The organism is Achromobacter mucicolens (genome assembly GCF_029866465.1).
Classification (GTDB): Bacteria; Pseudomonadota; Gammaproteobacteria; order Burkholderiales; family Burkholderiaceae_B; genus Achromobacter; species Achromobacter mucicolens.
In genome coordinates, this window is the sequence record NZ_CP123364.1 from 5,211,992 (window position 1) to 5,227,033 (window position 15,042).

At 67.8% G+C, this 15,042-nt stretch carries 15 protein-coding genes; 6 read left to right on the plus strand and 9 right to left on the minus strand.

Going from position 1 to position 15,042, the window contains the following annotated elements; all coding sequences use genetic code 11:
* Nucleotides 1-22 precede the first annotated feature (22 nt).
* The gene (locus tag QEP15_RS23695) at nt 23-817 is read right to left on the minus strand and encodes an IclR family transcriptional regulator (RefSeq protein WP_056319887.1); all 795 of its coding nucleotides are present in this window, start codon (nt 815-817) and stop codon (nt 23-25) included.
* A 102-nt stretch (nt 818-919) separates the two neighbouring features.
* On the opposite strand from QEP15_RS23695, the gene QEP15_RS23700 reads away from it, so the two are divergent.
* From QEP15_RS23700 to QEP15_RS23715, 4 genes are read left to right on the plus strand one after another with little or no spacing between them, the layout of a single operon-like run.
* Nucleotides 920-1,909, plus strand: a complete 990-nt coding sequence (locus tag QEP15_RS23700) for a Bug family tripartite tricarboxylate transporter substrate binding protein (RefSeq protein WP_056319888.1) — start codon at nt 920-922, stop codon at nt 1,907-1,909.
* Nucleotides 1,910-1,926: 17 nt separating this feature from the next.
* Nucleotides 1,927-3,432, plus strand: coding sequence for a class I adenylate-forming enzyme family protein (locus tag QEP15_RS23705; RefSeq protein WP_280148180.1), 1,506 nt, complete (start codon nt 1,927-1,929; stop codon nt 3,430-3,432).
* Nucleotides 3,429-4,217 (plus strand): citryl-CoA lyase, encoded by a 789-nt coding sequence (locus QEP15_RS23710; RefSeq protein WP_063956507.1) that lies wholly within the window; start codon nt 3,429-3,431, stop codon nt 4,215-4,217. Before QEP15_RS23705 ends, QEP15_RS23710 begins: the two co-directional genes overlap by 4 nt.
* Nucleotides 4,214-5,026, plus strand: a complete 813-nt coding sequence (locus QEP15_RS23715) for an SDR family NAD(P)-dependent oxidoreductase (RefSeq protein ID WP_280148181.1) — start codon at nt 4,214-4,216, stop codon at nt 5,024-5,026. The genes QEP15_RS23710 and QEP15_RS23715 overlap by 4 nt, the downstream gene beginning before the upstream one ends.
* Nucleotides 5,027-5,036: 10 nt before the next feature.
* Here QEP15_RS23715 and QEP15_RS23720 read toward each other — a convergent pair whose 3' ends face one another.
* Nucleotides 5,037-6,029, minus strand: a complete 993-nt coding sequence (locus tag QEP15_RS23720; protein ID WP_280148182.1) for a Bug family tripartite tricarboxylate transporter substrate binding protein — start codon at nt 6,027-6,029, stop codon at nt 5,037-5,039.
* A 111-nt stretch (nt 6,030-6,140) separates the two neighbouring features.
* The gene (locus tag QEP15_RS23725; RefSeq protein ID WP_280148183.1) at nt 6,141-7,238 is read right to left on the minus strand and encodes a mandelate racemase/muconate lactonizing enzyme family protein; all 1,098 of its coding nucleotides are present in this window, start codon (nt 7,236-7,238) and stop codon (nt 6,141-6,143) included.
* A 101-nt stretch (nt 7,239-7,339) separates the two neighbouring features.
* Here QEP15_RS23725 and QEP15_RS23730 point away from each other — a divergent pair, with 101 nt between their 5' ends.
* Nucleotides 7,340-8,302 carry a LysR family transcriptional regulator gene (locus tag QEP15_RS23730; RefSeq protein ID WP_175156486.1) on the plus strand — a complete coding sequence of 321 codons (963 nt, stop codon included), beginning with the start codon at nt 7,340-7,342 and terminating at the stop codon, nt 8,300-8,302.
* Nucleotides 8,303-8,317: 15 nt separating this feature from the next.
* Here QEP15_RS23730 and QEP15_RS23735 read toward each other — a convergent pair whose 3' ends face one another.
* A complete protein-coding gene (locus QEP15_RS23735) occupies nt 8,318-9,112 on the minus strand; it encodes a MetQ/NlpA family ABC transporter substrate-binding protein (RefSeq protein ID WP_175156487.1) in 795 nt (264 codons plus the stop codon).
* A gap of 172 nt (nt 9,113-9,284) precedes the next feature.
* On the opposite strand from QEP15_RS23735, the gene QEP15_RS23740 reads away from it, so the two are divergent.
* The gene (locus QEP15_RS23740; RefSeq protein WP_152382829.1) at nt 9,285-10,358 is read left to right on the plus strand and encodes a tetratricopeptide repeat protein; all 1,074 of its coding nucleotides are present in this window, start codon (nt 9,285-9,287) and stop codon (nt 10,356-10,358) included.
* A 44-nt stretch (nt 10,359-10,402) separates the two neighbouring features.
* Here the strand turns inward: QEP15_RS23740 and QEP15_RS23745 are convergent, their stop codons facing one another.
* The 5 genes from QEP15_RS23745 to hemA form a co-directional block, all read right to left on the minus strand.
* Nucleotides 10,403-10,963: a UbiX family flavin prenyltransferase gene (locus QEP15_RS23745; protein WP_056319911.1), complete on the minus strand. Its 561-nt coding sequence runs from the start codon at nt 10,961-10,963 to the stop codon at nt 10,403-10,405.
* 6 nt (nt 10,964-10,969) lie between these two features.
* Nucleotides 10,970-11,296: a Grx4 family monothiol glutaredoxin gene (grxD, locus tag QEP15_RS23750; protein ID WP_056319914.1), complete on the minus strand. Its 327-nt coding sequence runs from the start codon at nt 11,294-11,296 to the stop codon at nt 10,970-10,972.
* Nucleotides 11,297-11,489: 193 nt separating this feature from the next.
* Nucleotides 11,490-12,323 (minus strand): peptide chain release factor N(5)-glutamine methyltransferase, encoded by an 834-nt coding sequence (prmC, locus tag QEP15_RS23755; protein ID WP_280148184.1) that lies wholly within the window; start codon nt 12,321-12,323, stop codon nt 11,490-11,492.
* Between the two features lie 10 nt (nt 12,324-12,333).
* Nucleotides 12,334-13,416, minus strand: coding sequence for a peptide chain release factor 1 (prfA, locus tag QEP15_RS23760; RefSeq protein ID WP_056319917.1), 1,083 nt, complete (start codon nt 13,414-13,416; stop codon nt 12,334-12,336).
* Nucleotides 13,417-13,501: 85 nt separating this feature from the next.
* The gene (gene hemA, locus QEP15_RS23765) at nt 13,502-14,776 is read right to left on the minus strand and encodes a glutamyl-tRNA reductase (protein WP_056319920.1); all 1,275 of its coding nucleotides are present in this window, start codon (nt 14,774-14,776) and stop codon (nt 13,502-13,504) included.
* Between the last annotated feature and the right edge of the window lie 266 nt (nt 14,777-15,042).

Consider the following 15,042-nt stretch of genomic DNA (forward strand, 5'->3'; position numbering starts at 1 on the left):
ATAAACGAGGCCGCCTGCGGCCTCAGTCCCCTTCGCCAGGCGCCGCCCCAAGCTGCATGCCGAACCCGCTTTGCGCCAGTTGCGCGCGGATCAGGTCGGCGATGCTGCGTTGGCGCGGCGCCTGCATCCGGCTGATCAGGCTGGATACGCTGACCGCCAGCCGCGGATACCCGCCGGCATCGCACAGCGCCACCCCCACGCCCAACACGCCAGGCACCGCCGCGTTGCCCACAACTGCCCAGCCGCGCCCGCGCGTGTTCTCGACCAGCCGCCGCATCTGCGCCACCGTCATGCCGCCATAGGCGCGTAGCGCCTGCTCGTTTTGCGCCACGACCTCGTCGGCTTCGGCGGCGGGCAACGCGCCCAGCAGCGCCAGACCCGCCGCGCCCACGCCCAGCGGCTGCCGATGCCCGACCGTCACGGCCAGCACCTGCACCGGGTAGTTGCCAACCTCCCGATGCAGGCAGAGCGAGTCATTCGCCGCCCGGCAGATGAGAAACGCCGAATCGCCGCTGACATCACTGATCTGGCGCAGCAACGGCCGCAGGCTGCGCACGGCCTGCGCGTGCGGATCGCCGGCCATCATCACGCCCAGTTCGGCGACGCGCCAGCGCGGCGCGCCCGATTCGCGCAGGGCATAGCCCTCTTCGACCAGCACATCCAGGTAGCGGTACACCGTGGACCGCTGCATGCCGGCGGCCCGCGCGATGTCCACCACGTGCATGCCGGCCGCGCCGGCCTGGCGCAACACGCCCAGCACCTTCAGCCCGCGCCGCAGGATGCGCGGACCGGAACCCTCGGAATCCGGTTTGTTCAATTTCTGGACACCTTGCGTTGATAGGGCCTCCATCAAAGCCGAATATGAAGGCGGACAGACGGAGATCTGTCCAATTATTAGACAAACAGGACGGAGACAACAATGAAGACATTCGGCAAGCGCTGGACCGCTGCGGCGGTGGCCTTGAGCGGCGCCCTCGTGGCCGCCGCCCCCGCCTGGGCGGCCAAACCCTATCCCGAACGCCCAATCACCCTCGTCGTCGGCTACGCCGCCGGCGGCGCCACCGACATCGTGGCGCGCCTGATGGCCAAATCGCTGTCCGAAGAGCTGGGCCAGACAGTCGTGGTCGAGAACAAGACCGGCGCCAACAGCAACATCGGCGCAGAAATCGTCTCGCGCGCCGCGCCCGACGGCTACACGCTGTATGTCGGTTCCATCGCCAACACCATCAACCGCACGCTGTACAGCCAGCTGAACTACGACTTCGTCAAAGGCTTCGAGCCGGTCGGCCTGCTGGCGACCATTCCGAACATCCTGGTGGTCAATCCCAAGCTGCCGATCAAGTCCGTGCAGGAATACATCGCGTATGCCAAGAAGAACCCCGGCAAGCTGACCTGCGCCTCGTCCGGCAGCGGATCGTCCATTCACCTGTCGTGCGAACTTTTCAAGATGAAGACCGGCACCGACATCCTGCACGTGCCCTATCGCGGCAGCGGCCCCGCGGTGGCGGACCTGCTGGGCGGCCAGGTGGATTCCATGTTCGACAACCTGCCCTCGTCGCTGCCCCACGTGCAGGCGGGCAAGCTGCGCGCCATTGGCGTGACCTCGCCCGAGCGCCTGCCCGCCACGCCCGATGTGCCCACGCTGGCCGAATCCGGCCTGCCGGGCTTCGACGTGGAATCGTGGTTCGGCCTGGTGGCGCCGGCAGGCACGCCCAAGCCCGTCATCGACCGCCTGAATCAGGCAGTGAACAAGGCGCTGGCCAGCCCCGCCCTGCAGACCTCGTACAAGCAGGGCGGATTCTTCCCGCCGCAACCGCCCAACACGCCGGAGACCTTTGCCAAGAAGATCGCCAGCGAAATCGACAAGTGGGGTGCGGTCGTGAAAAGCGCCAACCTCAAGGCCAACTAGCGATCCAAGGAGCCAAGGTGTACCCGATTGATTTTTTCTTTCGCGCGGCCGAGATGCACCCGGACCGCGTGGCGCTTGATGGTCCCGACGGGCAGGTCACCTACGCGCGGCTGGCGGCCGACACCCGCGCGCTGGCGGCCGCCCTGCAGGACCTGGACCCGGCGCCGCAAACCCGCGTGGCCATTTGCGCCGGCAACTCGGCGCGTCACATCCTGGCGCTGCTGGCGGTGCTGGCCAGCGGCAAGGTGTGGGTGCCGCTCAACTACCGCAGCACGGCGCGCGAGATCGGCCGCATCCTGGATGCCACCGAGCCCACCATCGTGATCGTGGACGGCGTGGGCGGGCCGCTCGTGCCCGTGGGCCCGTCGCGACGTATCGAGCTGGAAGACACGACGGCCGACCTGACGCTGGATGGCCTATTGACGGGTTTTGCGGGCAGCGCGCCGCTGCGCCACGCGCTGCCCCGCGACGCCACCCAGGCCATCAAGTTCACGGGCGGCACCACCGGACTGCCCAAGGGCGTGATGCAGCCGTATCACGCGTGGAACGCCGGCATCGTCAACCAGATCCTCAACTGGGGCCTCACCGCCGATGACCGCTATGTGGTGTCCGCGCCCATCACGCACGGCACGGGCACGTATCTGCTGCCGGTGCTGGCGCAAGGCGGCGCGCATCTGCTGTTGGACACCGTGTCGCCCGCCACCATCACGGCGGCGTTTCGCGAGCGGGGCGGCACGCTGAGCTTCATGCCGCCCACGCTCATCTACATGCTGATGGCGCAGCCAGGCGTGTCCCGCGCGGACTTCCCGCGCCTGCGCAACCTGATCTACGGCGGCGCGCCGATGCCTGTCGAAAAAATCGAGCGCGCACGCGCGTTCTTCGGTCCGGTACTGGGCACGACCTACGGCCAGACCGAGGCGCCGCAGATCGTCACCGTGCTGCGTCCCGCCGACCTCGAAGCGCCTGAGAACCGCGCGTCGGTCGGCCGGGTCACGCCGCTGTCGGACGTGGCGATCATGGCCCCCGACGGCACGCTCTTGCCGCGCGGCGAGATCGGCGAAGTGGTGGTCCAGGGCGATCTGGTCATGACCGGCTACTGGCGGCTGCCCGAGAAAACGGCCGAGACCGTGATCGACGGCTGGCTGCACACCGGCGACACCGGCCTTATCGATGCGCGCGGCTATTTGTTCCTGAAGGACCGGCTGCGCGACGTCATCATCACTGGCGGTTTCAACATCTACCCGGTGGACGTCGAGAACGCGCTGTCCGCGCATCCGGCCGTCTACGAGTGCTCGGTATTCGGCGTGCCCGACGACAAATGGGGCGAAGCGGTGCACGCGGCCGTTCAGCTTCAACCCGGCGCGCAAGCGAGCGACGATGAACTGAAGGCGCACGTGCGCACGCTGCTGGGCCCGGTGGCCACGCCCAAGCAGATCCATTTCCACGACAGCCTGCCGCGCTCGAGCGTGGGCAAGGTGCTGAAGAACGCGGTGCGCGACGCCGCAATGAAGGAGACGCCATGAACACGCCCGAAACCCGCCTGTGCGCCCATCACCTGACCGGCATGTCGTACCGCGACGTCGACCTGGTCGAAGACCTGATCGGCAAGAAGTCCTTCACCGAGGTGATGATCATGCAGATCCTGGGACGCGACGCGCGCCCGGTGGACATGCGCATCGTGGACGCCGTGCTGGTCACGCTGATGGAGCACGGCATGACGCCCAGCGCGATCGCCACGCGCCTGATCTACATGAGCGCCCCCGAGAACCTGCAGGGCGCCGTGGCGTCCGGCCTGATGGCCGTGGGCAGCCAGTTCGTCGGCACCATGGAGAACTGCTCGCGCCTGCTGGACCGCATCCGGCAGGCCGCCGACGGCCCCGCCGAGGCGCTGGCGATTGCGCGCGAGCACCGCGCCTCGCGCAGCCCGCTGCCCGGCTTCGGACATCACCTGCACAAACCGGACGATCCGCGCGCGATCAAGCTGCTGGCGCTGGCCGAGGCGGAAAGCGAACTGAGCGGCCAGTCCGTGCAGGCCCTGCGCTGGCTGGCCAGCGCCATCGACGAGACATACGGCAAGCACATCACCATCAATGCGACGGGCGCCGTGGCCGCGCTGCTCAGCGAAATCGGCGTCCCCACCGACCTGATGCGCGGCTTTGCCGTCATCTCGCGCGCGGCGGGCCTGGTGTCGCACGTTGCCGAAGAGCAGCAAAGCCCTTCCGGGCGTTTTATCTGGGAAACCATCGACCACGCCATTCCGTACGTGGGCAAGGGCAAGTCCCATCAGCAAGACGGCGGGCAATCATGACGGCGGCATCCGGCGGGCGCCTGGCCGGTAAGGTCGCGCTGGTGGCGGGCGCGGGCACATCGGCGCCCGGCTGGAGCATCGGCAAGGCCAGCTGCGTGACGCTGGCGCGCCAGGGCGCGGCCATCATCGCGCTGGACGCCAACCTGACCGCCGCCGACGAGGCGGCGCACGAAGTCGAATCGGCCGGCGGCTGCGCGCTGCCGGTGCAGGCCGACGTGGCCGATCCGGCTGCAATGCAGGCCACGGTGGAGGCGGCGCTGGGCCGCTTCGGCCGCATCGACATCCTGCAGGCCAACGCGGGGATCGGCAAGGTGGGCGGCCCCGAAGACATCTCGCTGCAAGACTGGGACCGCATCCAGCAGGTGAACGTGACCAGCCTGCTGATCGCGACACGGCTGGTGGTCCCGCTGATGCGCGCGCAAGGCGGCGGGGCCATCGTCGCGGTGTCGTCGATCGCGGGCATCCGGTACACCGGCTATCCGCATCTGGCCTACAGCGTCAGCAAGGCCGCCGTCATCCACTTTGCGCGGATGACCGCGCAGCAATATGCCGCCGACCGCATCCGCGTGAACACGGTGATTCCCGGGCTGATCGACACCCCGCGCGTGGCCAGCAACGTCGCCAGGATGTTCGATGCCAACGACCTGGACGCCGCCCGCGCGGCGCGCGACAGGCAGGTGCCGATGGGTCGCATGGGCACGCCCTGGGAGGTCGCCAACGCGGTGGCCTTTCTGGCTTCCGACGACGCGTCTTACATCACCGGCACCGAACTGCTGGTCGATGGCGGCCTGACGGGCAAATACGCCTGACGCGCCGCGCCTACTCGGCCTTGATGTTGCCGCGCTGGATCACGCCCGTCCACTTGACCACGTCGTCCTGAATGCGCTGCGCGAATTGCGCCGGCGTGCTGCCGACGGGCTGAAAGCCCATCCCCGTCAGCTTGTCCCGCAACGCGCCGCGCTGCACGGATTCGGCCAGCGTCTGCGACAGGCGCTCGATGATCGGCGCAGGCACGCCAGCCGGCGCAACCAGGCCGAACAACGGCGAGATATCCACGCCCGGCAGGCCCGCTTCCCCAAAGGTGGGCACGTCGGGCAGCTGGCTCACGCGCTGCGGGCTGGTGACCGCCAGCGCCCGCAGCTTGCCGCCCTTGATGTGTTCAAGCATCGTGGGCACGGTGGCAAACCCGAACTGCACCTGACCGCCCAAGAGGTCGGTGATCACGGTGCCGCCGCCGCGGTACGGCACGTGCAGCACGTCCACGCCCGCCTGCTGGCGCAGTTGCTCGCCGGCCAGATGCGGACCGCTGCCCACGCCCGCCGACCCGAACGACAACGTGCCCGGCTGCGCCTTGGCCAGCGCCACAAAGGACGCGATGTCCGTCGCCTTGACCGAGGGGTGCACCACCATGACGAAAGGCGCCGTCGCCATCAGCGAGATCGGCGCGAAGTCCTTGATGGCGTCGTACGGTTGACGCTCGCCCAGCAGCGCGGGATTGATCGTGAACGTGGAGTCGACCATGCCGATGGTGTAGCCATCGGGCGCCGACACTGCGAGGGCGCGCGTGCCGATCGTGGTGCCGCCGCCACCCCGGTTCTCCACGACGAAGGGCTGGCCCAGCGCCTCGGCAAACACCTGGCCCGCCATGCGGCCCAGCGTGTCCGTGGCCGCGCCCGGCGGATACGGGATGGTCAGGCGGACCGCCTTGTCCGGATACTGCGCGGCGCGCGCCGCGAAAGACCACGGCAACACGGCGGCGCCGGCGGCCAGGGCCGCGCCATTGATCAGGAACGCTCTGCGTGAGGGGTGCATGGGGGTGTCTCCAGGTTCATGTGCGGTGCGGCCTCTGCGGGCCGGTTCGTCTTTCGGTGTGTCTTTGGTGTGTCTTTCTTCGTGACTGGGGCTAGCGCGGATGCGTATCTTTCAGCTGCTGTAGCGGCCCTCGGCAAGTTCCGCCTCCGGGTCCGCGCCCAAGCCCGGCGCATCCGGCACGTCGACCCAGCCGTCCCGGATGGGCACGCTGCGCCCATAGGGCACGTGCGCCAGTTCGACGTACAGGCGTTCCAGCGATACCTCGGCCTGTTGCGCGGCGATCAGATGCAGGCTGGCAAGGTATCCAGGGCCGAAGAACGCCACCTGCGGCGCGCACACGACGCGCGTGTCCTCGCATCTCTGCGCGATGCGCCACGCGGCGGTCAGTCCCAGCTTGATGACGCTGGGCTGCACGTACTGCGCCGCTTCCGTGTCCACCACGCGCTCCAGGTCGGTCGCGCTGGCGGCGTTCTCGCCGACCGCCAGGGGAATGCCGCAGGCATCCTTCAAACGGGCCAGCGCGCGGTCGTCTTCCGGCGGCCACAAGGGTTCCTCGATCCAGAACGGATCGTGCGGGCGCATCGCCTCGATGGCGGCTTCGGCCTCGCCGGGCAGCCAGGCGCAGTTCGTGTCCACCATGATGGGCACGCCCGGCCCCGTGCTGCGGCGCACGGCAGCCAGCGCATCGGCCGTGCGCTCGTGCAGCTTGATTTCGGTAAAGCCTTCGTCCAGCGCACGCGTGGTCACGGCGTCCAGGCGCTCGGCGTTGCCGTAGTACTGGAGCAGCGACGCATACACGCGCACCCGCTCGCGGCGCTTGCCGCCCAGCAGTTCGTACAACGGCACGCCCGCGCGTTTGGCGCGCAGGTCCCACAGCGCGATGTCCAGCCCGGCCAGCGCGTGCACCACGGGACCGGACCGCCCCAGGTTGTGCAGCGTGCGCTGCATGCCCGGCAGCAAGGTCTCGTCGTCCGCGTCCCGCCCGCAGGCCAGCGGGGCGATCAGCGTTTCAAAGATGGCGGGCAAGGCGCGCGGCTCCACGCAGTACGACTCGCCCCACGCCACCGTGCCGTCTTCGGTCTGCACGCGGACCAGCGCACTGTCGAGCTTGTCGCGCGGCCGGCCGGCGAACAGCGGCGACGGGCTCCAGTGATGAAACGGCAGGCGCAAGGGAATGCAGGTGACGGAAACGATGGTGTTGGCGGGCATGGCGGCGCGGAGGTCGGGATGCAGAATGCGATGGGCTATTCTGGCGGCCGCCGGTTCATATGGTCAAATAGATGAATTGACTATTTCCATATGAATTTCATATGTTTAACCGGCGAGAACTCCTGCTGCTGCGCGCCATGTACCGGCACGACACCGTCACCGCCGCGGCGGCATCGGTCAACATGACGCAGCCCGCCGCCAGCGCGCTTTTGCGCGACATGGAAACGCGGCTGGGCTTTGCGCTCTTCAGCCGCGAGAACCGGCGGCTGCACCTGACCAGCCAGGGCCGCGCGCTGATCCCGGAAGTCCTCAATGCGCTGGCCGGCATCGAGGCCGTGGACCGGCTGGCCGTCGACATCCGCCAGGGCGCGCTGGCACGGCTGGATGTCGCTGCCGTCGCCATTGCGGCGTCCAGTCTGCTGCCGCCGGCCCTGGCCGGCGTGCGCCGCGCCCATCCGTCCGTGGCCGTGACCGTGCGCGCCGGCACCGCCTTGGAAATTATCGAAATGGCGGTGGACCATCGCATCGACCTGGGCATCATCATCGGTTCGCCGCCGGACATCGACCGCGTGTCCAGCCTGCGGGTGGCGCCCCTGGGGCTGCATGCCGTCATGCCGAAGGACCATCCGTGGGCAAGAAAGGCCACGTTGACGCTCGACGAGGTCGCCGAAGCCGGTCCGATCGTGCTGGCCCCCGCCCTGCCCGCCGGGCGCGCGACGCGCCAGGCGCTGGAGGCACGCGGCCTGCCCTATCGCCCCATCATCGAGGCGGCGCAATCATCGGCGGCGTGCGCGCTGGCCGCGCAAGGCCTAGGTGTGGCCATCGTGGAAAGCCTGGGCGCGCATTACGCCGAGCGGCAGGGCCTGGCCGCGCGGCGCCTCTTGGCGCTGGAAGACCCGGTGCTGGCGGTGGTGTGGTCGCGCGACCGCGCGATGAGCGCGCCGGCGCAGGTGCTGCAGGAAGGCTTGGCAAACGAGGCGCGCATGTGGCTGTCGCGCGGGGAGGCCGCGGCTGACGAACGCCAGACGGCGCGAGGCCGGACGCGCACGCGCCCGGCCGCATGAACCAGACGGGACGACTTACCAGGAGGTCGTGTAGGCCCCGGGGAACTTCTTGGCCACGAAAGCCTTCACTTCGTCGGACTGGTAGGCCTTGATGAAGCGCGCGATGCGCGGATCGTTCTTGTTGTCCTCGCGCGCGGCGATCACGACGGCCGCAAACGGCGCGTCCTTGCTCTCCAGCACCAACGCGTCCTTGGCGGGCGACAGGCCGGCGGGGATGGCGTAGGCGGAATTCACGGCGGCGGCATCCACGTCCTTGAGCGAGTGCGGCAGCTGCGCGGCCTCGATCTCGACGAACTTCAGGTTCTTGGGGTTCTCGGCGATGTCGAAGATCGACGCCGTCACCGTCACGCCGTCCTTCAGCTTGATCAGCTTGGCGGCCTGCAGCACCAGCAGCGCGCGGGCGCCGTTGGTCGGATCGTTCGGAATGGCCACCTTGCCGCCCTGCGGCAGATCGTCCAGCGACTTCACGCGTTTGGAATAGATGCCCATCTGCTGCACGACGGCCGTCGCCACCGGCACCAGCTTGTACCCGCGCGCCTTGTTCTGCGATTCCAGGAAAGGCTTGTGCTGGTAGATGTTCACGTCCAGCTCCTTGGCGTCCAGCGCGGCATTAGGCTGGATGAAGTCGCTGAATTCGATCAGCTTGACCTTCAGGCCTTCCTTGGCGGCCACCTGCTGCACGACTTCACCGATCTGCGCGTGCGGGCCGACGGTGACGCCCACCTTCAACTCGGCGTCCTGCGCCATCGCCGAGGTGCCGGCAAAACCGATGAGGGTGGCAAGAACGGCCAGGGAATGACGAAGGCGCATGGGAGATCTCTAGAGGTAGTCGTAATGAGACCCCGGATTCTAGAGACGCCGCCTCAAAACCGGAAGCGATGAATATTCATATTGATATGTGGATTTCAATATAAAGACCGCGATGACAGCGCCGGCGCATGCGGACACAATAGAGCCTGCTTTCATCAACCCACCCGCCTCCATGTCCACGACTACCGAACTCCATCCGCATGCGCGCGCGCTGCTGGCTGACCATTACGCCGCCGTCGACGCCGACCTTCCCGCCCTGCTCGACCTGCTGTTTGCGCGCAGCGCCGGCGAAGACTGGCACAAGGCCGGCACGTTCAAGCATCACCTGCTGGGCGTCTACCGCACGCTGGCGCTGTGGAACCAGCCGCGCGAGGTTCGTCTGCTGGGCCTGTTTCACAGCGTGTACGGCAACGAATACGTGGACCTCACGCTCTTTGACCGTGAACGCGAGCGCAACACGTTGCGCGATGTGCTCGGCGCCGAAGCCGAAGAATGGGTCAGCCTCTTTTGCGCCATGCCGCGCACGCGATTCGTGCAGGCCATCCTGCAGGGCCAGGGCACGGGACCGGAAGGCCTGACGCTGGAAGGCGCCGACGGGCAGGTGTTCACGTTCACGCCGCGCCAGGTCGCCGCATTCACGGTGGTGTCCGCCGCCGACATGGGCGAGCAATGGCATAGCTGGCAGGACGAGATCTTTGCCTGCTATCCGCAGCAGCAGCGCCGCGACTTGAAGACCAACTGGGCCTCGTCGCTGTGGCCCGGCCCGCTCAAGCCGCCGTCGAACATCCTGTCGATGCTGTCGCATCTGCTGGCGCCGCTGTCGCGCATGCCGCAGGACACCGGCATTCCGCTGCCGCCCGCCTTCGACAATTGCCGCGTCACGCTCAGCCCGCGCGACGAAGCGGCGGCCAGCGCGCTGTACTGGCAGGTCATCACGCGCATGCATCCCCTGACCGAAATGGACAGCGCCCGCCACATGCTGGAAGCCGCGGTGGAGCACAACCCGTGGGTCGGCGAACCGCGCCTGCTGCTGGCGCAACTGGCGTTGACGTCAGGAGAATTCGAGGCCGCGGAACAGCATGCTGCCGCCGGCCTGGCCGCGCTGCAGGCCTGGGGCACGGCGTGGGACAAGCGCATCGAGTGGGCCGGATGGATGGCCTGGGCGCGCATCGAACTGCAGAACGCGCGCGCGCGCAAATGGCCGGAAAACCTGGCGGCGTTGAACGGGCTGGGCTTGGTGGAGTAGCGCCGGCGGGGCTTGCCCGCTTGGACAGGACGGGAGGCTAGCGCCTACGTGCCTTCCCAATGCGGCCCGGGCACGACGATGTCAAACAGCTCCAGCACGCGCGCCACGGTGTGATCCACCATCTCTTCGATGGACGCGGGACGGTGATAGAACGCCGGCAGCGGCGGAAACACGATGCCGCCCATTTCAGTCACCGCCGTCATGTTGCGCAGATGCGCCAGATTGAACGGCGTCTCGCGCACCATCATCACGAGGCGGCGGCGCTCTTTCAACGTGACGTCGGCGGCGCGGGTGATCAGGTTGTCGGACAGGCCGTGGGCCACGGCCGCCAGCGTGCGCATGGAGCACGGCACGATCACCATGCCCGCGGTCTGGAACGCGCCGCTGGCCAGCGTGGCGCCCACGTCGCGCACGCTGTGCACATGATCGGCCAGCGCATAGACGTCGTGGCGGCTGACATCGAGCTCATGCTTGATGTTCAGCACGCCCGAGGCGGACACCACCAGGTGCGTCTCGACGTCTTCGACGTTGCGCAGCGCCTGCAGCATGCGCACCGCGTAGAGCGCGCCGGTGGCGCCCGTGATGCCGACGACGAGCCGCCGCATGATGCGTCAGGCCGTGGCGCCGGATTGCTCCAGCAGCGTCTTCAGTTCGCCGGACTCGTTCATCTCATTCATGATGTCCGAGCCGCCGATGAACTCGCCGGACACGTACAGCTGCGGAATGGTGGGCCAGCTGGAGAACTCTTTGATGCCCTGGCGGACTTCGTCGTCCTCCAGCACATTGACCGTGACGAGCTTCTTCACGCCACAGCCTTTCAGGATCTGAATGGCCTTGCCGGAGAACCCGCATTGCGGGAACTGGGCGGTGCCCTTCATGAACAGCACCACGGGGTGCTGGGTAACGGTTTCACGGATGAATTCTTGAACGTCGCTCATGGTGGTCTCTTGGACTGGCAAAACGGAATGGGTCAATTATAGGTACAGCCGGGAAAAGCGCCCGATTACCCCGGCGCGGGGCCGGTATATCCGGGGCAAACGCAACAACACGTGTCGGGCCGGGCGAGCTGCGCGGGAAGGTGTCAGACACCCGGGTGACGGCGCGCCAACCTGAACGGGCATATCCAGGGTGTCAGACACCTGCGATCAGCAACCGCCCGCCCGAGATCCGCTCGATCCCCGCCAGATCCTGCCGGCTGTGCGCGTCTGCAAACCCGGCCTGGCGCAGCATGTCGCGTACCTGCTCCGCCTGATCCCAGCCGTGTTCCATCCAGAGCGAGCCGCCGGGCTTCAGGTGGGTGCCGGCGCCTTCGACAATGCGCGCCAGATCCTCCAGCCCGCCCGCGCCATCGGTCAGCGCGCCGCGCGGCTCAAAGCGCAGGTCGCCCTGGTCCAGATGCGGATCGTCGCTGGCCACGTAGGGCGGATTGGAGACGATCAGGTCAAAGCCCTCGCCGGCGGGCACGGCCTCGTACCAGCTGCCTTCGACAAAGCGCACGGCAGCGGTCAACTCCCACGCGTTCGCGGCAGCCACGGCCAGTGCGGCCGCGCTGACGTCTGACGCCATCACGCGCGCGTCGCGCCGCGCCAGCGCGATCGACACCGCGATCGCGCCGCTGCCCGTGCCCAGGTCCAGCACCATCGGCCCGGTGACGCCAGCAATGCATTCCAGCGCGGTTTCGACCAGCACTTCCGTGTCGGGCCGCGGAATCAGCACGTCGGGCGTCACGCGGAACCGGTGCCCCATGAACTCGCGATGGCCCAGCAGGTAGGCCATGGGTTCGCCCGCCAGCCGGCGCAGCGCCAGGGCCTCGTACGCCGCCGCCACCTCGGGCGCCAGCGCATCGGTGTCGTGCGCCAGCAGCCAGGCGCGCGGCTTGTCCAGCACGTGCTCCAGCAGCATGCGCACTTCCAGGCGCGGCAGGCGCGTGTCCAGCAGCAGGCTCTTGATCTGGGGCGCGGTCATCGCGTCGGCCTCAGATGTCGTCGCCCAGCGCGGCAAGCTGCTCGGCCTGGTGCTCGGCGATCAGCGCGCCGGTCAGTTCCTCGAGGTCGCCTTCCATGATCTGCTGCAGCTTGTACAGCGTCAGGTTGATGCGGTGATCGGTCACCCGGCCCTGCGGATAGTTGTAGGTGCGGATGCGCTCTGAGCGGTCGCCCGTGCCGATGAGGCTCTTGCGCTCGGCCGCTTCCTTGCTCTGGCGCTCGCGCTCTTCCTTGTCCTTCAGGCGCGCGGCCAGCACCTGCATGGCCTTGTCCTTGTTGCGGTGCTGCGAACGGTCGTCCTGGCACTCGACCACCAGCCCGGTCGGCAAGTGGGTGATGCGCACCGCCGAATCCGTCTTGTTGATGTGCTGGCCGCCCGCGCCGCTGGCGCGGAAGGTGTCGATGCGCAGGTCGCTGGGATTGATGACGATCTCGGACATGGCGTCGGCTTCGGCCATGATGGCGACCGTGCAGGCCGACGTGTGGATGCGGCCTTGCGCCTCGGTGGCCGGCACGCGCTGCACGCGGTGCGCCCCCGACTCGAACTTCAGACGGCCATACGCGCCGTCGCCGTCGATGCGCGCGATCACTTCCTTGTAGCCGCCCAGCTCGGACGGGCTTTCGGACATCAGTTCCACGCGCCAGCCGCGCTGTTCCGCGTAGCGCGTGTACATGCGCAGGAGGTCGCCCGAGAACAGCGCGCTTTCGTCGCCCCCCGTGCCCGCGCGGATTTCCAGGAACACGCTGCGCCCGTCGTTGGGGTCGCGCGGCAGGAGCAGCAGTTGCAGCGCCGCTTCCAGCGTTTCCAGCTTGCCGCGTCCGGTCTTGATCTCTTCTTCGGCCATCGCCTTCATGTCGGGCTCGGACAGCATCTCCTGCGCCGTCGCGATGTCTTCCTCGGTACGGGCGAACGCGGTGAAGGCTTCGACCACCGGTTCCAGTTCGGCGCGCTCGCGGGAAAGCTTGCGAAAGCGGTCCATGTCGGACGCGGTTTCCGGTTCGGCGAGCAAGGCATCGACCTCGATCAGGCGATGGCACAAATGCTCCAGCCGGCTGCGCATGGAAGATTTCATGAGGGGAAGACCCAAGGAGAAGACAGAAAAAGCGGGCGCCCACAAAGCGAACGCCCGCCATGAGGCGGGGCGTGGGGCAGAGCCGCTAACGGCGGGAGTCGCGGCCGGGGAAGAGGCGCGGCATCCAGGCAAGCAGTTGCTTGCGGTCGTCGCCTTCGCTGCGGTTCAGCGCCGCGAGCGGGCCGTGCAGGTACTTTTGCGTCAGGCCGTGCGCCAGTTGTTCGAGCACGGCTTCGGGCGATTCGCCCCGCGCGAGCAGGCGGCGGGCGCGTTCCAGTTCGGCGGCGCGGACGTCTTCGGCGGCCTGGTGCAGGTCGCGGATGACGGGCACCACTTCGCGGGATTGCATCCAGTGCATGAAGCCCTGGACGCGGGTTTCGATGATGGCTTCGGCTTGCACCACCGCGGCGCGGCGGGCGTCGGTGCCGGTCTGCACCAGCCGGCCCAGATCGTCGACGGAATACAGGTACACGTCGTCCAGGCGCCCGACTTCGGGTTCGATGTCGCGCGGCACGGCCAGATCGATCATGACCATCGGGCGGTGACGGCGCAGGCGCGTGGCCCGTTCCACCATCCCCAGGCCGAGGATGGGCAGGGAGCTTGCCGTACAGGAAACGACGACGTCGAATTCGGACAGCCGCTCGGTCAGGTCGGACAGCTTCATCGTGCTGGCCGAGAAGCGGTTGGCCAGCAGTTCGGCGCGTTCGGCCGTGCGGTTGGCCACCACCATGCTGCGCGGACGCTGCGCGGCAAAGTGCGTGGCGCACAATTCGATCATTTCGCCCGCGCCGATGAACAGCGTGCGGGCCTGGTCCAGATTGCCGAACACACGCTCGGCCAGGCGAACCGCGGCGGCGGCCATGGACACGGACTCGGCGCCGATGGCGGTCTGCGAACGGACTTCCTTGGCGACCGAGAAGGTGCGCTGGAACATCTGATGCAGCAAGGTGCCCAGGGAACCGGCTTCGCCGGCGGCACGCACCGCGTCCTTCATCTGGCCCACGATCTGGGTTTCGCCCAGCACCATGGAATCCAGGCCGCTCGCCACGCGGAAGGCGTGACGCACGGCGTCGTCTTGATGATGGCGATACAGGTGCGGGCGCAGCGTGCCGGCGTCCAGGCGGTTGTGTTCAGCCAGCCAGGCGGGCAACTGATCCGCCACGTGGCCGTCGGCCGCGCAGTAGATCTCGGTGCGATTACAGGTAGACAGGATGGCGGCTTCGCGGACAGAGCCGCCGAACGCCGAACGCAAGCCTTCGAGGGCGGGCTTGACCAGATCGACGGGCATGGACACGCGCTCGCGGACCGATACCGGCGCGGACGTGTGATTCAGACCGAAGGCAAGGACAGCTACCGACATGTGTGAGGGATGGCGGAAAGCCACCCGCGGCTAAGCGTTAAGAACTGCCACTATAAGAACAATGTGTCGCAGCCCGCTTGTCTCGCGTCAAAGGCGGGAAAGCATCCGGCTGTAACAACAAAACCGCTGTCGATTATACTCCTGCGGGTTATCCCCAGGCCACTTCTGCCCCCGATTGCCGTCAGTTGACGCCTTTTCGTGCCGTGAAGCCAACAGTCGGCGGCGACGGGCGATCCGGGAAATCCGTGCGGTTCGGAAAAAAGTGG